20 protein-coding genes are annotated in these 20,932 nt (G+C 55.6%); 13 read left to right on the forward strand and 7 right to left on the reverse strand.

Features of this window, described 5'->3' with window-relative positions:
- Window positions 1-3 precede the first annotated feature (3 nt).
- The 7 genes from KP626_RS07305 to KP626_RS07335 all read right to left on the reverse strand — a co-directional run bounded on the left by KP626_RS07305 (window position 4) and on the right by KP626_RS07335 (window position 5,663).
- Window positions 4-456 (reverse strand): hypothetical protein, encoded by a 453-nt coding sequence (locus KP626_RS07305; RefSeq protein WP_395976257.1) that lies wholly within the window; start codon window positions 454-456, stop codon window positions 4-6.
- A 25-nt stretch (window positions 457-481) separates the two neighbouring features.
- Window positions 482-919 carry a hypothetical protein gene (locus KP626_RS07310; RefSeq protein ID WP_395976259.1) on the reverse strand — a complete coding sequence of 146 codons (438 nt, stop codon included), beginning with the start codon at window positions 917-919 and terminating at the stop codon, window positions 482-484.
- Between the two features lie 12 nt (window positions 920-931).
- A complete protein-coding gene (locus tag KP626_RS07315) occupies window positions 932-1,651 on the reverse strand; it encodes a zinc ribbon domain-containing protein (protein ID WP_395976261.1) in 720 nt (239 codons plus the stop codon).
- Between the two features lie 48 nt (window positions 1,652-1,699).
- Window positions 1,700-2,101: a hypothetical protein gene (locus KP626_RS07320; protein ID WP_395976263.1), complete on the reverse strand. Its 402-nt coding sequence runs from the start codon at window positions 2,099-2,101 to the stop codon at window positions 1,700-1,702.
- 462 nt (window positions 2,102-2,563) lie between these two features.
- A complete protein-coding gene (gene tenpIN, locus KP626_RS07325) occupies window positions 2,564-3,052 on the reverse strand; it encodes a type III toxin-antitoxin system TenpIN family toxin (protein ID WP_395978989.1) in 489 nt (162 codons plus the stop codon).
- 638 nt (window positions 3,053-3,690) lie between these two features.
- Window positions 3,691-4,482, reverse strand: coding sequence for an SDR family NAD(P)-dependent oxidoreductase (locus KP626_RS07330; protein WP_395976265.1), 792 nt, complete (start codon window positions 4,480-4,482; stop codon window positions 3,691-3,693).
- Window positions 4,479-5,663 carry an aminotransferase class I/II-fold pyridoxal phosphate-dependent enzyme gene (locus tag KP626_RS07335; RefSeq protein ID WP_395976267.1) on the reverse strand — a complete coding sequence of 395 codons (1,185 nt, stop codon included), beginning with the start codon at window positions 5,661-5,663 and terminating at the stop codon, window positions 4,479-4,481. The genes KP626_RS07330 and KP626_RS07335 overlap by 4 nt, the downstream gene beginning before the upstream one ends.
- Before the next feature lie 301 nt (window positions 5,664-5,964).
- Between KP626_RS07335 and pstC the strand changes: the two genes are divergently transcribed.
- The 13 genes from pstC (at window position 5,965) to typA (ending at window position 20,912) form a co-directional block, all read left to right on the forward strand.
- Window positions 5,965-6,894, forward strand: a complete 930-nt coding sequence (gene pstC / locus KP626_RS07340) for a phosphate ABC transporter permease subunit PstC (protein ID WP_395976269.1) — start codon at window positions 5,965-5,967, stop codon at window positions 6,892-6,894.
- Window positions 6,881-7,738, forward strand: coding sequence for a phosphate ABC transporter permease PstA (gene pstA, locus KP626_RS07345; protein ID WP_395976271.1), 858 nt, complete (start codon window positions 6,881-6,883; stop codon window positions 7,736-7,738). The genes pstC and pstA overlap by 14 nt, the downstream gene beginning before the upstream one ends.
- 4 nt (window positions 7,739-7,742) lie before the next feature.
- Complete coding sequence (gene pstB, locus KP626_RS07350) at window positions 7,743-8,504, forward strand: phosphate ABC transporter ATP-binding protein PstB (RefSeq protein WP_395976273.1); 762 nt, start codon at window positions 7,743-7,745, stop codon at window positions 8,502-8,504.
- Between the two features lie 298 nt (window positions 8,505-8,802).
- The gene (gene phoU, locus KP626_RS07355) at window positions 8,803-9,480 is read left to right on the forward strand and encodes a phosphate signaling complex protein PhoU (protein WP_395976275.1); all 678 of its coding nucleotides are present in this window, start codon (window positions 8,803-8,805) and stop codon (window positions 9,478-9,480) included.
- A gap of 35 nt (window positions 9,481-9,515) precedes the next feature.
- On the forward strand, window positions 9,516-10,232 hold the full coding sequence (locus tag KP626_RS07360) for a response regulator transcription factor (RefSeq protein WP_395976277.1): 717 nt from the start codon (window positions 9,516-9,518) through the stop codon (window positions 10,230-10,232).
- Complete coding sequence (locus KP626_RS07365; RefSeq protein ID WP_395976279.1) at window positions 10,229-11,956, forward strand: ATP-binding protein; 1,728 nt, start codon at window positions 10,229-10,231, stop codon at window positions 11,954-11,956. Before KP626_RS07360 ends, KP626_RS07365 begins: the two co-directional genes overlap by 4 nt.
- A gap of 108 nt (window positions 11,957-12,064) precedes the next feature.
- On the forward strand, window positions 12,065-12,592 hold the full coding sequence (locus KP626_RS07370; protein ID WP_395976281.1) for a GNAT family N-acetyltransferase: 528 nt from the start codon (window positions 12,065-12,067) through the stop codon (window positions 12,590-12,592).
- A complete protein-coding gene (locus KP626_RS07375) occupies window positions 12,589-14,406 on the forward strand; it encodes an NAD(+) synthase (RefSeq protein WP_395976283.1) in 1,818 nt (605 codons plus the stop codon). Before KP626_RS07370 ends, KP626_RS07375 begins: the two co-directional genes overlap by 4 nt.
- A gap of 94 nt (window positions 14,407-14,500) precedes the next feature.
- Entirely contained in the window at window positions 14,501-15,514 is a 1,014-nt protein-coding gene (locus tag KP626_RS07380; RefSeq protein ID WP_395976285.1) for a polysaccharide biosynthesis protein, read from the forward strand.
- Window positions 15,511-16,632: an NAD-dependent epimerase/dehydratase family protein gene (locus KP626_RS07385; protein ID WP_395976287.1), complete on the forward strand. Its 1,122-nt coding sequence runs from the start codon at window positions 15,511-15,513 to the stop codon at window positions 16,630-16,632. Before KP626_RS07380 ends, KP626_RS07385 begins: the two co-directional genes overlap by 4 nt.
- A gap of 1 nt (window position 16,633) precedes the next feature.
- Complete coding sequence (gene wecB, locus KP626_RS07390; protein ID WP_395976289.1) at window positions 16,634-17,758, forward strand: non-hydrolyzing UDP-N-acetylglucosamine 2-epimerase; 1,125 nt, start codon at window positions 16,634-16,636, stop codon at window positions 17,756-17,758.
- A gap of 1 nt (window position 17,759) precedes the next feature.
- A complete protein-coding gene (locus KP626_RS07395; protein ID WP_395976291.1) occupies window positions 17,760-18,944 on the forward strand; it encodes a glycosyltransferase in 1,185 nt (394 codons plus the stop codon).
- Between the two features lie 141 nt (window positions 18,945-19,085).
- Complete coding sequence (typA, locus tag KP626_RS07400) at window positions 19,086-20,912, forward strand: translational GTPase TypA (protein WP_395976293.1); 1,827 nt, start codon at window positions 19,086-19,088, stop codon at window positions 20,910-20,912.
- The last annotated feature ends 20 nt before the right edge of the window (window positions 20,913-20,932 follow it).

A 20,932-nucleotide genomic window follows, 5' to 3' on the forward strand; every position in this document is an offset into this window, starting at 1 on the left:
GGGTTACACCCCTCCCTTTTTTTCTCCATTGTACGCCATGATGATTGCAACACCAGAGAATATTATTGATGCTGCATAACTAACATAGTACATCCAAGAATCCTGCAACTCATAATAGTTGAGGTCAAGTATGACGCGAGAGAAAACGAGAACAGAAATTAGGCAGATAGCTACAATACAGTTAATCAAACATACGACTGCCTTTGATTTGGGCGCAAAACCAAAAGATAGATATCCAGCTAATAAGACAGAGATTGGCTGAAGCAGGATAGATATTATGATAGCAAAGATATTCTCAAATAATCCACCTCCGCCTGCCCAGCGGAGCGAAAGATTATATAGAAAGCCAACTAGATAGGGACCAAATATAAAAGCTAGCCAAAATACAATAAATGCACACGGCCAACGCAACCAATTTGGTAGTTTTTTTGCAAAGTCCATTTCTGTATAATGCATTGTGTTTCCTTCTCCGATAATATAGTCAATGGCAATAGGGGCACGGGGAATATCCTTTATATTCAGCCTCTCCTGTGTAATCGAATCCCTTAAACTTAGATAGATCTAGATATTCACACCCATATTTGTGATAAAGGCCGCTGCCATCACTTGGGATGATGGCGACCGAGGTGTCATAAAAGTGGGCTTTATCCTCTAATTGGGCAATTTCATCCTCCAACTCATTTATGCGGTTTTTCCTTATGGCCATATTATGCTCATAGTTGTTTATCAATTGGGATGTTTGTTGCCCTTTAATGAGGATATATATTAGTTCTCCTCCGGCCAATGCCAAAGATATTGCTAGTAGAATGGACAGGGTAACTGTTGCCTTTGGTCGTTTCTTTTGAGCAATCTTTTCTCCACAAAAAATACAAAACTCGCTCTTATTTGGGATTTCTTGATTGCAATGTGGACAATTCATGTGATGTGCCTCCTATATCTTTGGGACCTTTTTCCCGCACTTAGGGCAGAAAGCGCTGCCTTCTGCAAGCTTTGCTCCACATTTATAGCAAAATGAAATGGGAGAAGTTTTTTTGATAGAAATAGAACTATCTATTGCTGTAGCACCTTGCCTTAGAGGAATGCCTGTTAAATCCTGGGTATCGGGTAAATCTGGGTTGATCTGCTTGATGGAGTAACCACACTCTCCACAAAATAGGCTGTTAGACTCAATTAATTCTCCACAGGCAGGGCAGGGAGATAAGGATGCCCTGTAGTTTTTAAATTTTTTGTGGACAATGAGATAACCAATGAAAATAGCAGGGATAATGAACACAAAACCAATTAATTGATTTGTAGTAGATGTGGTTAAATCACCGAAATATTGATATGACCGCATAGTCCACTGTACTGAGGAAAAATAAAAACAGCTTTTTAACACGGCCATAAGGTAGATCACGCCAATATTCTTAAATTTAGCGCTATGACAGAACATAGTAAGAGTTAGGTAGGCCAATAATGGCGCAAGTAGGTTTGCAACACAACGAGATATTATAATCCCTATTGATGTGAAAATCTTTAAAGCATCAAAAGTAGTAAAAATTACAGAGGATAACGAAAGTATAAACCCACAAGCAAAATACAAAATGATATGCCAGACAGGATCAAGGAGGCAGTATCCAATATTTAAGTACCATTTATTTGATTTGTTCATAACACTATCTACTCCAGTAAAAGAAGAGAGAAAAAGATGACTTAACCCTTATGGATTACAAACCTTGCAGGGTTCGTAACCTCTAGATTTTGCATTTGAGAGAGATATAGCGATTTTGGACTTGCGCAGATATCTGCATCCTGATCTATGGTATTTCTCTCCAGTATTTGTTATATAAACAGTTTCCTCTACAGGCTCCGGTGCAATAGTTTGCTCTGGAACAGGAGTAGCCGTAGGTTTCGGAACAGGGGTAGGTTTAGGAGTGGCTGTAGGTTTAGGAGTGGGGGTAATTTTAGGCGTAGCAGTAGGAGTGATTGTAATAGTCGGAGAAATGGTTCTCCATGGAATATTCGATGTAGATTTTGGGTTGCTTGATACAGTACTTTCAGTACATCCAGCCAAGATGCATAAACTGCATAAGAAAGATAAAAACAGAGATAGACGTTTCAAAAGGTACCCTCCTACTTGTTACTTCGGCAACAAAAATCGTGGAAATATCTTCTAATCACCAAATTATCACAAATAACGGGGAAAGCAATAAACATATTGGTAAGTATTGGAACTCTTCAAGTTAATGAGATGGGGATAGGGGAGAACGTTTTTTGATGAATCGGCCAATGTTTATTGTGTGGAGGTTTTTGCAAAAGGATAGAAAACGAAAGAGCCCGGAGTAATCCGAGCTCTCTGTTGGTTATTGGTAGGGCGGCGTATCCTACATGCCAGGTACCCTTTCGGGTGTGCCGGGAGCCATTTCCGGTCCTCAACAACCATCAACGGGAAAGACCCGACAAAAGCCAGGTCTTCCGATAAACGTTTTTGGTGGGGCGGCGTATCCCACATCTCTTTCAGACCATAAAGGCGCGGCGGGTGCCAGTTCCGCCCTCAAAAACCATTCAATATTATATAACCTAATTATTCAAGGCTCAATATATTATGGAAGTACTTTATAGTGGAATATCTATATCTTCTTTCAAATTCCCTTAAATGCAAAGGGCGATTCCCCTTTTGATGTTCTATATAGTCATTGATATAACTTGAAATATCCCTTGCTATTTTATGATAATTTTTTACCGCCTCGTTATATTCGTCTTGATCTACTATAGATCGCCCAATAACTAGATATTCCAAGTTTTTTACTAAAACAACTTTTGTATAGTCCAACCCAGATTTTGAGCTTTTTGATCTAATTGTATTTTTAAAAAAATACGCGCTATTGTGACGGATGTGCGATCTAAAAGGTATGCATATGTAATAACCGTTGTCTGCTTTGAGAAGAAGGCAAGCATATGGGCGCTCTGGCTTATCCATCAACTCCGGATAAGCATCCTTTGGATAATCGCAAAAAAACTTTTTTGACAAGCACGCTATTGTGATCCTATGCTCCACCACAACACACCCCATAAAGAAGAAGGCCGGCAAAATAGCCAGCCCGCTCCTTTCTTCGCTCGGTCATTTTTATTTTACCGATGTGTCAGAACCGTCACACATCTTCTTCGCTCGGTCATTTTTATTTTACCGATGTGTCAGAACCGTCACACATCTTCTTTAGCGAAGAGCTGGTTTTAGGTGCCAGCCCACCTAGGCGATATTATCGCCTCATTAAAACAAACTCATACGAATGGATGATATTCTAAGCGTCATCCCCGCACACATAGTATATGCTAATCCTTGCGCATTGTAAACATGTTTTTTCTACCATTACATCCATTGATCAATTTCGTGACATCGCGAAAATGATATCATAGCTTTACCAGCAGATAACATTCGTTTTCTGTTATGGGGCTCGGCGTTTGCTGGGCCCCTATTTTTATTTATACCACCGCATGGTTTCTGGGGAAATTCGCGTTGAAATAGCCGTTGAAATAGCAAGCCGTTTATTTCAACTTCATACTATTTTTTTGAAACCGAGGCTGATGGGATGGAGAGAGGACGATCCGTGTATTTAAGCCGTTCCCCGGCGATTCAAGCCATCTTCGGTCCATAATCCGATGGATAAAGGAAAAGCCCCCAACGGGGGCTTTTCCTTTATCCTTTTTCTTTTATCCTCCGTAGAGTTTTCCTACGATCCAGGCGGTAAGGCGGCAGGGAAGCAGACGGCAAAGCACCAGGAACAACTGGTATTTGACGCCCAGGCCGTACTGGGGTTTGACCCTCTGCCTCAGGGCGATTCGGGCGATTCGCGCGCCAGCTGCCCTTGCGGACATACCATGAAGCTCGTCCTTTTCCATGGTGGCCACCGATCGGGAGATACGGCCCTGGTAGAGGTCGTCTCCCTCTATGACCTTCTGCCGGGCGCCGGTAAACCCCGTATGAATATCCCCGGGCAGTACGGCGCATACCTGGATGCAAAAGGGGGCTACCTCGCTGTAAAGGGCGGTGCAGTAGGCGGTAATGGCGGCCTTGGATACGGAATAATAGGTTTGAAAAGGGATGGGGATGGCCGCGGCCACCGAGCTGATGCAGACGATGCGTCCCCCTCCCTGCTGGCGCAGGATGGGCAGCACCGCCCGGACGCAGTTGTCCATGCCGAAAAAGTTGACCTCCATCTGGGCCCGAACCTGCTGGCCAGAGGTAAACTCCACAGCGCCGGAGATACCGAAGCCGGCGTTGCTGATAAGGATATCCAGCCGGCCTTCCATCTCATATATCCGGTTCAGTGCCGCCCGGACGGCTCCTTCATCGGTGACATCGCAGGTGATGTGGAGGACGCCATCCTGGCTTTTTCCATGGCGGCTCAGCTCATAGACCTTGACGCCTTGCTGACAGAGGGCCAGAGCGGTTTCCCGTCCGATGCCGCTGCTGCCCCCGGTTACGACGGCGATTCTGCTCATGGCTCTAGCCCATGCCGCTTTAGCACCTGGGCGATGATCCCCACGGCCTCGTCGATAAGGGAGGGGGTATGGGTGGCCATGAGGCTGGTCCGCAGCAGGCATTGATCCTCCGGCGTGGCGGGTGGCAGGACGGGGTTCACATATACCCCTGCTTCATACAGCTCCTTGTTGATGGTAAGGGTAGTGATGGCGTCATAGGTGAAGATAGGGATGATGGGCGTCTCGGAAAGCCGGATCTTGACCCCGGCCTCTAACAGCTTTTGCCGCATGTAGCCGGAGATCTGGCTTAGCTGATCCACCAGCTGAGGCTGGGCGCAAAGCTTGCGGAGCGCCGCCAGGGCTACGGCACAGCTGGCCGGGGTGATGGAAGCGGAGAAGATAAAGGGACGGGAGTTGTGGCGTACATAGTCCGCCACCTCCTGGCTGGCGGCCATGTAGCCGCCCAAGCTGGCCAGGGATTTGGAGAAGGTGCCCATATAGATGTCCACTTCCTCCTCCAGGCCGAAGTAGCTGGCGGTGCCGCGCCCTCCCTCGCCGATGACCCCCAAGCCGTGGGCGTCGTCCACCATAATGCGTGCGCCATAGGCCTTAGCTAAGGCTACGATTTCCGGCAGTTTTGCGATGTCGCCGCCCATGGAGAACACCCCGTCGGTCACGATCAGTTTTCCGGCGCTTTCCGGCACCTTTTGCAGCTGCCGTTCCAGATCCTCCATATCGTTGTGCCGGTAGCGCAGCATCTTGCCGTAGCTGAGCTTGCAGCCATCGTAGATGGAGGCGTGGTTTTCCCGGTCGCAGAGCACATAGTCGTTCCGGCCAACCAGAGCGCTGATGATGCCCAGGTTGGACTGGAATCCGGTGGAGAAGGTAACCACCGCGTCCTTGCGGAGAAATGTCGCCAGTTCCCGTTCCAGCTCCAGGTGCAGGGACAGGGTGCCGTTGAGGAACCGGGAGCCGGAGCAGCCGGATCCATACCGTTCAAAGGCCGCTATGCCCGCCGCCACGATATCGGGATCGGTGGTAAGCCCTAGATAGTTGTTGGAGCCCAGCATGATGCGGCGTTTGCCCTCCATGATGACCTCTACATCCTGCCGGGATTCCAGGGCATGAAAATAGGGATAGATGCCCATGCTTTGTATCTCTTTGACCAGGGTGAAGTCCTGGCACTTTTTGAATAGATCCATCGTTTTTTCATTCCTATCCTAATTTGGATTTAGCGCCGGCAGCCAGCGCCTCGGGAAGGCGCCCCTGGACTATATCATATTAATACGGCACCATATAAAAATAATATTGGATGGGCGCGGCCCGTGTCAACGCTTTCCCTAAAAAATCACCGATCTTTGTAGACATTTTCTCGGCCCAATTTTCCCCGCTTCTCGGTCTGTTTCGGCCTTAACGGGAATTTAATATCGGCATAATAATGGAAAAATACGAGAGGATTATAACAAGGATAATAGGTAGGAGAGCTTGGAGGGCAGGTGTGCCATGAGAAAGCAGTTGATGATAGAAAAAGGAGCAAAGGGCCTGTTTTTGATCTGCGCGTCCCTTTCGGTGCTGATGGTGGCCATCATCTCGGTATTCATCTTCTTTAAGGGCGCGCCCGCCATGTTCAAAATCGGGGTGCTGGATTTTATCTTTGGCACCACCTGGCAGCCCACCGCTGAAATATTTGGTATTTTCCCTATGATCGTGGCCTCCCTTTTGGCCACTGCCCTTTCGGTGGCATTTTCCACCTTTGTGGGGATCATGGTAGCGGTGTTCCTGGCGGAGCTGGCTCCAAAGAGGACCGGCCGGGTCATCCGCTCAGCCATTGATCTACTGGCGGGCATTCCGTCGGTGGTATACGGATTCTTCGGCATGATGGTCGTGGTACCCTTTGTCCGCAGTCTTTTGGGAGGCCCGGGCAACAGCCTCATGGCCGTGGCCATCATCCTGTCCATCATGGTGCTGCCCACCATCATCAGCATCAGCGTGGACGCCATCCAGGCGGTACCCCGGGAGTATAAGGAAGGCGCCCTTGCCCTGGGGGCGTCCCAGATACAGACCATCTTCCGGGTGATTCTTCCTGCTGCCAAACAGGGAATCATCGCCGGGGTGGTGCTGGGGGCCGGCCGAGCCATCGGCGAGACCATGGCGGTGGTATTGGTTGCGGGCAACCGGCCCGCCATTCCCCAGGTGGCGTTGGATCCCTCCCTGGGCATCGGCAGCTTCTTTACCAACATTGGGCTGACCATCACCGGATGGCTGGGCTCTCCCGTGCGAACCTTGACGGCCAATGTGGCCATGGAGATGTCCTACGCTTCGGGGCTGCACCAGGAGGCCCTGTTTGCCACCGGCGTGGTGCTGTTCATCTTTATTATGATCCTAAACCTCATCGTCCGCCTGGTGGTAAGGAGGGGAAATGGCAATGCGTAATTCCATCAAAACCCGCCGCAAAGCAAAGGACGGCTTCACCTATGGAATCATCTATTTCTGCGCGTTTTTTACGGTGGCTGCCCTCATCGCCATTGTGGGATATATTTTGATCAACGGGCTGGGCGGCATCAACTGGGAGTTCCTCTCCGCCCTTTATAAACCCGGGTTGGGACAGGAGGGCATCTGGCCCATGATCGTCTCCACCCTGATGCTCATCGGCCTTACGGTGATCATTGCCACACCCATTGGCATCCTGTCCGCCATCTACCTCAGCGAGTACGCCAAGAAGGGAGCGCTGCTGGAGCTGATCCGGTTTGCCACCGAGTCCCTGTCCGGGATTCCGTCCATCATCTACGGACTGTTCGGCTACGCCTTTTTTGTGGTGGTATGCGGGCTAAAACTCAGCATCCTGTCCGGCGCGCTGACCCTATCCATCATGGTGCTGCCCATCATCATCCGTACCACAGAGGAGGCGCTTTTAGCCATCCCTCAGTCCTATCGGGAAGGGTCTCTGGCCCTGGGAGCCGGCAAGCTCACCACCATCCTTCGGGTGGTGCTGCCCAGCGCCATCGGAGGGATTCTTACCAGCGTGATCCTGTCCATCGGCCGGATGGTGGGGGAGACCGCCGCCCTTATCTATACCATGGGCAGTTCGGTCAATGTACCTCAAAGCCTGATGAACGGCGGACGGACCCTCTCCGTTCACCTGTATTTTCTGGCCAAGGAGGGCACCGATATGGGCCAGTCTTTTGCCACCGCTGCGGTGCTGCTGATCCTGGTGGCCTTTATCAACTTCCTTGCCAAATCCGTGGCAAACGTCCTTCAGAAACGAAACAGGGGGTAATACCATGCAGATTCAAACGCCTATTGTACAGACCAAGGACCTACACCTGTTTTATGGGGAAAACGAGGCCTTAAAGGGCATCACGCTGGATGTGGACGCCAACCGGGTAACGGCGCTCATTGGGCCGTCCGGCTGCGGCAAGACCACCTTTCTAAAGACCATCAACCGGATGAACGACCTCATCGAAGGGGTACGGATTACCGGCAAGGTGCTGTTTGAGGGGGCGGACATCTACGGGGATTATGAGCTTACCGATCTGCGAAAGCGGGTGGGCATGGTGTTTCAGAAACCCAATCCCTTTCCCATGAGCGTATATGACAATATCGCCTACGGTCCCCGGGTTCATGGCATCAAGAAGAAGGCGCAGTTGGATGAAATCGTAGAGCGGAGCCTTAGGGGAGCCGCCCTGTTTGACGAGGTGAAGGACCGGCTGAAAAAAAGCGCGTTGGGGTTGTCGGGAGGACAGCAGCAGCGGTTGTGCATCGCCCGAAGCCTGGCGGTGGAGCCCGAGGTGCTGTTGATGGATGAACCTACCTCCGCTTTGGATCCCATCTCCACCAGTAAGGTGGAGGATCTGGTGGCCCAGCTGAAGGAGAAGTATACCATCATCATCGTAACCCACAATATGCAGCAGGCGGCCCGGATCGCCGACAATACCGCCTTTTTCTTCAAAGGGGAGGTCATTGAGTACGGCGATACCGGCACCATGTTTAACAATCCCAAGGAAAAACAGACGGAGGACTACATCACCGGCCGCTTCGGCTGAGCGGCGGCGAGTCGCCGCTGACGTGTCGCGGGAAGGGCTAAAGCGGTAGGAAGCCTATGGAAGTCATCGGCACCGGGCCGTGCCCGGAGACATGTCGCGGGAAGGATTATGGTGGTAGGAGACCTATGGCGACCATCGGTAGCGGCGCTGGATAGGCACACACCCGCAACTGCGTAGCGGATGCAAAATGGAACCGGGCACTGACCGGCGGCAAGATGTAGGATAGTAGTACGCCCGCAACCGCAGAGCGGTTGCAAAAAGGGTGCAGGCTCAGCCTGCAAGAAAAGAGGATGAAACCATGACCAGAAACTATTTTGATAAAGAGCTGCTCAAGCTGCACCGGGAGCTGACCGAAATGGGCCGCCGGGTGGACGAGATCATGTCTGAAACCCTGTTTGCCCTAAAGCGCCAGGATCGGGAAGCCGCCCGCCGGGTGGTGGAGGGGGACGACGAGATCGACGGCATGGAGAATCAGATCGAGCAGATGTGCATGAACCTCATCTGCCGGCAGCAGCCCATGGCCGGGGATCTTAGAGTTATTACCGCCACCTTAAAGCTGATCACCGACGTGGAGCGCATCGCCGACCAATGCGCCGACATCGGGGAGATCCTCATCAAGATGGGGGAGGCTCCCTATGTAAAACCCCTCATCCACCTGCCCCTTATGCTGGACACCGCCCGCAGTATGTTTGCCCGGGCCATCAAAGCCTATATCACCCGGGATGTGGAACTTGCGAAAGCCGTCTGCATGGACGATAATATCATTGACGACAACTTCTCCACCGTGGTGATGGAGCTGTGCAATATCATCGCCGAAAAGGGAACCTCCGTCCGGCAGGCGGTGGACCTTCTTCTCATTGCAAAATACATCGAACGCATCGGCGACCATACCACCAACATCGCCGAGTGGGTAATCTTTATGGCGACGGGGGAGCATTTGGACCTCAACGTACACGAAACCCCCGCTGGGGAATAGGCGCCCCGAAAAATGGATTAGGAGGATAGACCGCTATGGCTGAATTGGTATACATTGTGGACGATGAACCAAACATCCTGCAACTGGTCTCTCTGGGCCTGGATGACGCCGGGTTTGACACCCAAACCTTTTCGGATGGGGAGAGCTTTTTGGCTGCCGTCAAAAAACGGATGCCGGACGCGGTGATCCTGGATTGGATGATGCCCCCGCCGGATGGCATGACCATCTGCCGGATCCTGCGGGATGACCCAAACACCCGCCCCTTACCCATCCTGATGCTGACGGCAAAGGGAGACGAGGTGGACCGGATCGTAGGCCTGGAGCTGGGAGCGGACGATTACATCACAAAGCCTTTTTCCGTCAAGGAGCTGGCGGCAAGGGTTAAGGCGGCCCTCCGGCGGAACGAGTACCTGTTTGGCAAGGCGGGGGCCGGCAAGGTGCTGTCCCACGGCCCTCTTATCATGGATTTGGATCGCCGTCGGGTCACAAAGAACGGCAGAACCATCAATCTGACCATGAAGGAATTCGATATTCTGGCGGTGTTGATGGAAAACAAGGGAAGGGTTTTTACCCGGGATATGCTGCTGGATCAGGTTTGGGGGCTGGACTATTACGGCGACGCCCGGACGGTGGATGTCCACATCCGGTACCTGCGTCAGAAGATCGAGGACACCCCCGATAAGCCCCGCTGGATCATCACGCTTCGGGGCGTAGGCTACAAATTCAACGATGAGGAGGACGATCCTCAATGAGAAAAAAGATGCTCCGCGGGACCATCACCACGGTGATCATCGCGCTGATTGCCGCTTTTGCCCTGGTGTTCCCCCTGATTGACGGCATCTACCAGGGGGCGGTGGAAAACGAGTTGACCGGGGTGCTGGCCATGATGTCCGCCTCCTATGAGGCCGACGATGACCCGGCCCGCTATGTGGAACAGAACGCCGAGCAGCTGAGCGCCATGGAGGGGAAGGAGATCCGTCTTACCTTGATCGACGGCGCCACCGGCAGGGTGTTGGCGGACAGCGCGGGTCTTACTCCATTGGATGACCATAGCCAGCGGCCCGAGGTGGCCGCCGCTATGGAGGGCAAAGTGGGGGTCAGCACCCGGCGGAGCGCTACCACCGGAAAGAACTACTACTATGTGGCTGTCCAAAGAAACGGCATCATTTTCCGTGCCGCCCAGAATCTGGACAAGGTATACGCCATCCGGGGCAGCATCCTGTTGAGCTGCCTGGTGGGCCTTGTGGCGGGCGTGGTGGCCGCGGCGCTGTTGTCCCGCCGGCAGGCCAAGCGGATGCTGCGGCCGGTGGATGAGCTGATCTACGCCGCAACATCCATGGAGTCCGGGAACCTCTATATAAGGGTTACCCCCGGCGAGGACGAGATCGGGGTGCTGGGCGCGGCCTTCAACGATATGGCCTCCTCCCTGGTGGCCACCCTGTATAAGCTCAACGAGAAACGGTCCCAGCTGGGCGGGGTGCTGCAGAGCATCCAGGATGGCGTGGTGGCGGTGGATGAGGACGGCCGCGTCCTGATCTTCAACGATAAGGTCGGAGAGCTTCTGGGGCTGGATGATGTGACGGCGGGAGCGCCCCTTTCCGGAAGCACCGGGGCCTTGCATCTGGCGGCCCTGCTTCGGCAGACGGCGGAAAACCAGGAGGCTGCCGAGGGAACCATCAGCCTGGCCACCACTCCCGAGCGGATTCTGGAGGTTCATACCGCCTGCCTTACGGTGGAGGAGAAGCCCATGGGGGCGGTGGCGGTGATCCGGGATGTGACCCACCTAAGAAAGCTGGAGCAGATGCGCAGCGAGTTTGTGTCCAACGTAACCCATGAGCTGAAGACCCCTCTTACCTCCATCCGGGGATATGTGGAGCTGCTGAAGTCCGGCGAGCGGGATCAGGAGACCCGGGAAAATTTCTATGAGATCATCGACATCGAGGCGGAACGGCTTCATGCCCTCATCGAGGACCTTCTGCAGCTCTCGGAGATTGAGAACGGCAAGGACGATCCGCGGAACCTGTCGGCAAACGTGGAAGAGACCCTCTCGGATCTGGAGCGCATCTTCCGGGGCAAACTCCAAGAACAGGGGGTAACCCTTACTCTGGAGGCGGAACCTGGGCTGGTGCTTCCCATGAACCCCATCCGCCTACGTCAGCTGTTTACCAACCTCATCGACAACGCCATCAAGTACAATGTGCCGGGAGGATCGGTGTCCGTCACCGCGCGCCGGGACCGGAATCGATGCGTCATCCGGGTGGCGGACAGCGGTATTGGCATTCCCCAGGAGGCCCAGGAGCGCATCTTTGAGCGGTTCTACCGGGTGGATAAGGGCCGTAGCCGTGCCATGGGCGGAACGGGATTGGGACTGGCCATCGTAAAGCACATCGTACTTTCCTACGGCGGAGAAATCCAGGTAACCAGTACAGAGGGGGAGGGAACCGTCTTTACCATCACCCTGCCCATAAACCAATAGAGGCGCCGCATTGGGGCCCGTCCGGCAGCAGATCCGGACGGGCCCTTGATTTGTTCTGGGCAAATGGGGCTCCTTTGGCTATAATAGGGCCGTAGGAGGATCGATCCAATGGAGTTTTGTGTGAGGCCCCCGGCGCCGGACGAGTTGGCGCAAATCGGGATGGTCTATGACCAAGCCGCCGCCTTTCAGAAGGCCAACGGTATCGTGCAGTGGGAGCCGGGGGTGTATCCCACGGTTAAGGTCGCCCGTGACGCCCTGTCACGAGGGATCCTATATGGATTTTATGTGGACGGAACCCTGGCGGGAACCTATATCCTGGACCCCGTCCAAGGGGAGTTGTATGACAGGGTAGCCTGGGGATATCCAGGCGCGCCTCTAACGGTTCACGCCCTGGCGGTGGATCAGGCATACCAAGGACAGGGCATAGCCAGCCTAGCCATGGAGTGGGCGGAGGCCATCGCCAGAAGGGAGGGCAAGGACGTGATGCGGGTGGATACCAACAGCGACAACCGGTTTGCTCAAGCGCTGTTTCTGCGGTGTGGGTATCGGTTTGTCTGCTCTTTGACCTTCCCCCATCGTCCAGCGGCCCATCAGACCTATTATTGCTATGAGAAAAGATTGGAGAAACAGCCATGAAAGACGGATTCATAACGGTGGGTGCCGGCAATTTTGCCATCCGGGCGGGGGATCCAGCCTATAACGGCGGGGCCGCCCTTGCCGCCCTGCGGCGGGGGGCTGAGCAAGGGGTTAAGGTTATGGTCCTGCCCCGGCTGTGCCTAACGGGAGCTACCCTGGGGGACCTGTACCGCCAGGAAGCGCTTCTGGCGGCAGCTTGGGATGCCCTTTTGCGACTGGCTGCCAACGCCAAGAGCCTGGATCTATTGGCGGTGGTGGGATTGCCGGTCCGCCAAGGTGGACGGCTGTACGACTGCGCGGCGCCCATCGGGGGAGGAGAGGTGCTATGGCTCTGTCCCCGGCGGGAGGCACAGGCCCCTTTTTCTCCCGGACCTGAGACCGGCGTTTTTTCCCGAGGTGGCAGCTCCATTCCCCTGGGCTGGGGCTATCATCTGGCCTGTTTGGAACTTTCCGGACTGGAGCTTGGCATCGGGCTGGAGGAAGACGTATTTGAAACCCGAGCCCCGGTGCTGTTAAATCCCGCCGCCGCCTTTTTTTCGGTGGAGGATCGGACCATGGCGGATCTGAATGGGTTCAGCCATCGGTGCGGCGCCGCTCTTCTGCGGGCGGGAGCTGGGGAGGGGGAATCCACCACCAACGGCGTTATGGACGGCCGCTGCGCTGTGCTGGAGGCCGGGGAATCCTTAAACCGCACCGGCGTTTTTGAGACAGGCCTGGCGGTGGCTCAATTGGATCTGGAGCGTGTAAGCTCCTCCTCCCGGGGAGAGGCCATCCCCTTCTCCCTGGGCATAGCCGAAACCCAGCTCACCCGGACCGTAAACCCATCCCCCTTTCTGCTGCCTCAGGATCGGGCAAAAGAGTTGGCCCAAACCATCCTATCGGCCCAGGCAAAGGGTCTGGCCCATCGTATGGAGCGTGCCTTTTCCAGGCGGGCGGTCATTGGAATCTCCGGCGGGGTGGACTCCACCTTGGCCCTTTTGGTGGCGGTCCGCGCCATGGAACTGCTGGGCCGGGATTTTCAGGAGGTGTTGGCGGTAACCATGCCCTGCTTTGGCACCAGCAATCGTACCTATCAAAATGCGCAGGCCCTGTGCCGGGGACTGGGAGTGGAGCTGCGGGAGATTCCCCTAGGGGAAGCGGTGGCGGGCCACCTTCGGGACATCGGCCATGACGGGGTCACCCAGGATGCAGCCTATGAGAACGCCCAAGCCCGGGAGCGCACCCAGGTGCTGATGGATCTGGCCAACATGGAAGGGGGCCTGGTGGTGGGCACCGGGGACCTATCCGAGCTGGCCCTGGGCTGGGCTACCTATAACGGGGATCACATGTCCATGTATGGGGTCAACGCCAATCTGCCCAAAACCTTGATTCGCCAGATGCTGCTTCTGCTGGCCCAGGAGCCGGCCTACGCCCCAGCGGCTGAGGCCATTCGGGATATCGTGGATACTCCCGTGAGCCCCGAGCTTCTACCGGGCGCCGACGGGGAGATTGGCCAGATCACCGAGGAGGTGGTAGGGCCCTATGAGCTTCACGATTTCTTTCTGTACCACTGCTTAAAATACGGCAGTGGGCCCAGAAAAATTTTGCGGTTGGCTGAGCGGGCCTTCCATGGACGGTATGAAAAAGACACCATCCTTCGCTGGATGGAGCTGTTCTATAAGAGATTCTTTGCGGCCCAGTTCAAGCGGTCCTGCCTGCCGGATGGGCCCGGCGTTTATGGCGTGGGCCTCTCCCCTCGAGGCCAGTGGGTCATGCCCAGCGACGCCTATGCCAGCATCTGGCTGAATCAGGTGGAAGAATTGATGCAGGAATAGCCTCTTTCCTCGGTTTGGGGTGGCAAAATCCCCACGGATGCAGTAGAATAACCATGATTATAGATGCCAATGATGCCATATAGGAGCGTTCTTTATGTTTCGTGATAAAACCCTTTTGATTACGGGGGGGACGGGGTCCTTTGGAAATGCCGTCCTGCGCCGGTTTTTGTCCAGCGACATCGGGGAGATTCGTATCTTTTCCCGGGATGAAAAAAAACAGGACGATATGCGCAAGGCCCTGGGCAACGATAAGGTCAAGTTCTACATCGGGGATGTGCGGGACTACCATTCGGTGGAGCAGGTGATGCCGGGGGTGGATTATATCTTCCACGCCGCCGCCTTAAAGCAGGTACCCTCCTGTGAATTCTTCCCCATGGAGGCGGTCAAGACCAATATTATGGGGACGGAGAACGTCCTCTCAGCCGCCATCGCCTACGGGGTAAAACGGGTGGTCTGCCTTTCCACCGATAAGGCGGTGTACCCCATCAACGCCATGGGTATGAGCAAGGCGCTGATGGAAAAGGTCATGGTGGCCAAATCCAGAACCTGCGGCGGCACGGTAATCTGCGGCACCCGGTATGGCAACGTCATGGCTTCCCGGGGTTCGGTAATCCCCCTGTTTGTGGAGCAAATTCTCTCGGGGCAGCCCATCACCATCACCGACCCCAACATGACCCGGTATTTGATGTCCCTTTCCGACGCTGTGGACCTGGTGCTCTATGCCTTTGAAAAAGGCCAGCCCGGAGACCGCTTTGTGCAGAAGTCCCCGGCCAGCACCATCGGCGATTTGGCGGTAGCCATTCGGGAGGTGATGGGGGTACCGGATCATCCCATCAGCTACATCGGTACCCGCCATGGGGAGAAGCTCTATGAAACCCTGGTGACCAAAGAGGAGATGGCCCACGCCGTGGACCTGGGGGAATACTACAAGATCCCCGCCGATAACCGGGATCTGAACTACAACAAATATTTTACCGAAGGAAAGATTCAGGAGGAGTACGGCTGGGAGTATACCTCCCACAACACAACCCGCCTGGATGTGGAGGGAACCAAACAGCTGCTGCTGCGGCTGGACTATATGCAAGAGGTATTGGAGAACTTAAAATGAACGACGCCATTTTGGTAACGGGCGCCAGGGGCTTTGTGGGCAAAAACCTGGTGCAGTGGCTCATGCAGGAGGACCCCCGGCGGGAGGTCCTTTGCTACGATGTCGCGGATTCCCCGGCCCGGCTTAGGGAGTATGTGTCCCGAGCCGGGTTTGTCTTTCACCTGGCGGGGGTAAACCGGCCCCAGGATCCAGAGGAATTCGATACCGGCAACCGGGGCTTTACCCAGGAATTGCTGGATTTGCTTCTGACCCAGGAGCGGCCGGTACCGGTGGTGCTGTCCAGCTCCATTCAGGCAGAACGGGAAAACCCCTACGGCAGGAGTAAGCGGGCCGCCGAGGAAGCGGTGTTTGCCTATGGGGAGCGGTCGGGGGCTCCGGTCTATGTGTACCGTCTGCCCAACCTCTTTGGCAAATGGTGCCGTCCTAACTACAATAGCGTGGTGGCCACCTTCTGCCATAATATCGCCAGAGGGCTTCCGGTAACGGTAAACGACCCCTCCGCCCGTCTGTCCTTGGTCTATATCGACGACCTGTGCCGGGAATTCCTCCGGGCGCTGGCGGGACGGCCCCATCAGCGGGATCGGTACTGCGGCGTGTATCCGGAGTATCCCATCACCGTGGCGGATTTGGAGCTCACCCTCCGCTTTTTTGCCGAAAGCCGGGAAAACCGGCTGGTGCCCCATCTGGATCCGGACGGCCTTACTGCTAAGCTGTATGCCGCCTATCTCAGCTATCTGCCGGAGGATGGATTCGCCTATCCCCTTCTGACCCATGCCGATGAACGGGGCAGCTTTACCGAGTTCCTCCGTACCCCAGACCGGGGCCAGGTGTCCGTCAACGTGGCAAAGCCTGGCGTTACCAAGGGCAACCACTGGCATCACACCAAGAACGAGAAGTTCCTGGTGGTCAAGGGGGAGGGCCTCATCCGTTTTCGGCGCGTTGGACAGGAGGATGTGACGGAATACCGGGTGTCGGGGGAACGGCTTATGGTGGTGGATATCCCCACCGGCTATACCCATTCCATCACCAACGTAGGCCGGGACGACCTGGTGACGGTGATGTGGGCCAGCGAAAGCTTTGACCCCCTCCATCCCGACACCTTCTACGAGGAGGTTTAGCATGGAAAAGCTAAAGGTGATGACCATCCTAGGCACCCGTCCTGAGATCATCCGGCTGTCCGAGGTGATCAAGGCCTGCGACCGGTATTTCCGCCATGTGCTGGTCCATACCGGCCAGAATTGGGATTATACCCTAAACCAGGTGTTTTTTGAGGAGCTGGGCCTTCGGGCGCCGGATCATTACCTCAATAGCGCCGGAAAGGGCTTGGGGGAGACCATGGGAAATATCATTTCCCGGAGCTACGAGGTGCTGCAAGAGGAGCGGCCGGACGCCCTTTTGATCCTGGGGGATACCAACTCCGCCCTATCCGCTATCTCCGCAAAACGGCTGAAGATTCCCATCTTCCATATGGAGGCGGGCAACCGCTGCTTTGACGAGAACGTGCCCGAGGAGATCAATCGGCGGATTGTGGATCACATCTCTGACGTAAACCTGCCCTACACCGAGCACAGCCGCCGATACCTTTTGTCCGAGGGGATTCCAAAGGAGCGTATCTTTGTGACGGGCTCCCCCATGGCCCAGGTACTGGAACGGAACCGGGAGCGCATTCAGGCCAGCGACGTGCTGGAGCGGCTGGGCCTTACGGCTGGGCAGTACATTCTGGTATCCGCCCACCGGGAGGAGAATATCGACCAGGAGGAACATTTCTTCTCCCTGATGACCGCTATCAACCACATGGCAGAGACGTATCAGATGCCGGTGATCTATTCCACCCATCCCCGGAGCCGTAAACGCATTGAGAGCCAAGGGTTCCGATTCCACCCTCTGGTGCAGAGCCTGCCCCCCTTCGGGTTCCTGGACTACAACAAGCTCCAGATGAACAGCTTCTGCGTGCTTTCGGATAGCGGCACCCTGTCGGAGGAGAGCGCTCTATTGGGCTTTGTGGGGGTTTTGCTTCGCACCAGCACCGAGCGCCCCGAGGTGTTGGATAAGGGCACCGTGGTGCTGGGCGGCATTACGGGGGAGGAGGTCAATCAGGCGGTGGAGCTGGCGGTGGCCATGGCCAGGAACGGGGAAACTGGCATCCTGGCCCCCGATTACCGGGATACCAACGTTTCGACAAAGGTGGTCAAGCTGATTCAGAGCTATGTAAAGATCGTAAACCGGGTGGTATGGGGAAACTAGCATGAAGGTATTGATGATCAACTCCGTCTGCGGCGTGGGCAGCACCGGACGCATCGCCGCGGATCTGAGCCGGGTGCTGGAGCGAGAGGGGCACCAATCCATCGTGGCCTATGGGCGGAAGGAGCCCATGGGGGAGGTGGAGCATATCCGCATCGGCACCGATCTGGACGTGAAAGCCCATGGGGCATACGCTCGGCTTCTAGACCGGACGGGATTTGGATCCCGGGGAGCCACCAAGGATTTTCTCCTCTGGGCGGAGGCCTATGACCCGGATCTGATCCATCTGCATAACCTTCATGGCTACTACCTCCATGTGGGGCTGCTGTTTGATTACCTTCGGAAGACCGGGAAACCGGTGGTCTGGACCCTCCATGACTGCTGGCCCTTTACCGGCCACTGCGCCTATTTCGATTACGTTGGCTGCGGGCGCTGGCGGGAGGGGTGTTTTTCCTGCCCCCAAAAGGGGGAATACCCCGCTAGCCTGTTGCTGGACAACTCCAAATCCAATTACCGGAAAAAGAGAGCTCTGTTTACCGGTCTGCCCCGGATGACGGTGGTGACCCCTTCCCGCTTTTTGGGGAGTCTGGCGCGGGAGTCCTTTCTGGGGGAATATCCCCTAAGGGTGATCCCCAACGGCATCGACCTTGAGACCTTCCGGCCCAGGCAAGGGACCGCCCGGGAGAAGTACGGCCTGGGGGACGGCCCTATCGTCCTGGGGGTGGCCAACGTTTGGGAAGACCGTAAGGGGCTCCGGGATTTCTGCCAACTGGCAGAACTGCTGCCTGAGGAATACACCGTGGCTTTGGTGGGGCTCAGTCCTCAGCAGATGGAGGGGCTTCCTGCAAAGATCAAGGGGATTCCCCGGACGGATAGCACGGAGGAGCTGGCTCAGCTCTACTCCCTGGCCCAGGTGTTCGTAAATCCCACTTGGGAGGATAACTTTCCCACCACCAACCTGGAAGCCCTGGCCTGCGGCACCCCGGTGATCACCTACGCCACGGGGGGAAGTCCCGAGACCTTGGACGAGACCTGCGGCCTCACGGTGAATAAGGGAGATGTGGAGGCACTGGCTCGAGGGATCCAAGAACAAAGGTTTTCCCGGGAGGCTTGCCTTGCCCGATCCCGGCGTTTTGGCAAGGACGGCATGTTCGAGGCGTACCTTGCGCTGTACCAGGCCCTTCTATAAAAAAACCAAAAGAAGCCGTCAAGGCTTCTTTTTTTGTTTTCAGAGGGTTTGCGGGAAAAACATCCTTGTTGTATAATAAACATTTGTGAAAACACAGACAATACAACGAAAATCGGGATCGCGGTTAGGAGCAGAATTGCAATGATACGGAATGATTTACGGAATATCGCCATTATCGCCCACGTGGACCATGGCAAGACCACCTTGGTGGACGAGCTGCTAAAACAGGGAGGCGTGTACCGGGAGAACCAGGTGGTGGAGGAACGGGTCATGGATAACAACGACCTGGAGCGGGAGCGGGGCATTACCATCCTGGCGAAAAACACCTCGGTGCACTATAAAGACGTAAAGATCAACATCGTGGACACCCCTGGCCACGCCGACTTCAGCGGCGAGGTGGAGCGGACTCTGGGGATGGTCAACGGCGTAATCCTCTTGGTGGACGCTGCCGAGGGCCCCATGCCCCAGACCCGGTTTGTGCTGCAAAAGGCCCTGGAGATGAACCACCGGGTCATCATCGTCATCAATAAGATCGACCGGCCGGACGCCCGGATCCACGAGGTGGTAGATGAGGTGCTGGAGCTCTTGATGGACCTCAACGCCAATGAGGAGCAGCTGGACAGTCCCATCATCTACTGTTCCGGCAGGGCGGGTACCGCTTCCCGCAGCCCCGATCACCAGGACGCCGATTTACGGGCTCTCTTTGAAACCATTTTGGAATATATCCCCGCCCCCGAGGGGGATGGAGAGGGCGAGCTGCAGATGCTGGTGTCCTCCATCGACTATAACGATTATGTGGGGCGCATCGCCATTGGGCGCATCCAGCGGGGCGCCGTTCGGCAGCAGCAGGAGGTCATGGTCTGCGATTACCATGAAAAGCACGCCCCCTATCGGGCAAAGGTGGTCAACCTCTACCAGATCGATGGCCTGAAGCGGACGGCGGTGGAATCCGCCCGGATGGGGGATATCGTCTGCATCAGCGGCCTGGTGGACATCACCATCGGGGAGACCATCACCTCCCTGAGCCAGCCCGAGGCCCTGCCCTTTGCCAGGATCAGCGAGCCCACCATCGAGATGACCTTCTCGGTAAACGACAGCCCCTTTGCGGGCCGGGAGGGGAAGTTTGTCACCTCTCGCCAGCTTCGGGAACGGCTGTACCGGGAGCTTTTAAAGGATGTGTCCCTAAGGGTCAAGGACGGGGACAGCACCGATAGCTTCCTGGTGGCTGGCCGAGGTGAGATGCACCTATCCATCCTCATCGAGACCATGCGCCGGGAGGGGTATGAGTTCTCCGTCAGCACCCCCCGGGTGCTGTACCGGGAGGTGGACGGCAAGCGCTTTGAGCCGGTGGAGCGGCTGGTCATCGACGTACCCGAGGAAAGCGTGGGGGCCGTCATGCAGAAGATCGCCCAGCGAAAGGGGGAGATGCTCCAAATGACCCCCCAGGGCAGCCGCACCCGGCTGGAATATTTAATTCCCTCCCGGGGCCTGCTGGGTTACCGCAGCGAGTTTTTGACGGATACTCGGGGAGAGGGCATCATGAACTCGGTGTTCGACAGCTACCAGCCCTTCCGGGGAGAGGTGACCCGGCGGTTTACCGGCTCCCTGATCGCCTTTGAGACCGGGGAAGCGGTGGCCTACGGCCTCTTTGGGGCCCAGGACCGGGGCGTGTTGTTCATTGGCCCCGGCACCCCGGTGTACGAGGGCATGGTGGTGGGATATTCCCCCAAGCAGGACGACATCGCCGTCAACGTCTGCCGAAAGAAGCAGATGACCAATATGCGGGCGTCGGGCAGCGACGAGGCCCTGCGACTGGTGCCGCCCCGGCGGATGAGCCTGGAGGAATGCCTGGAATTTCTGGCGGACGATGAGCTTTTGGAGGTGACCCCCCAAAACCTGCGGCTCCGCAAGCGCACCCTCAACAACAGTCAGCGGATGAAGGAACAGAGCCGGGCCAAAAAAGGTTGACGGCTTCCAATGAAAAAGCC

This window comes from Christensenella sp. MSJ-20, from assembly GCF_044357945.1.
Classification (GTDB): Bacteria; Bacillota; Clostridia; order Christensenellales; family QAND01; genus QAND01.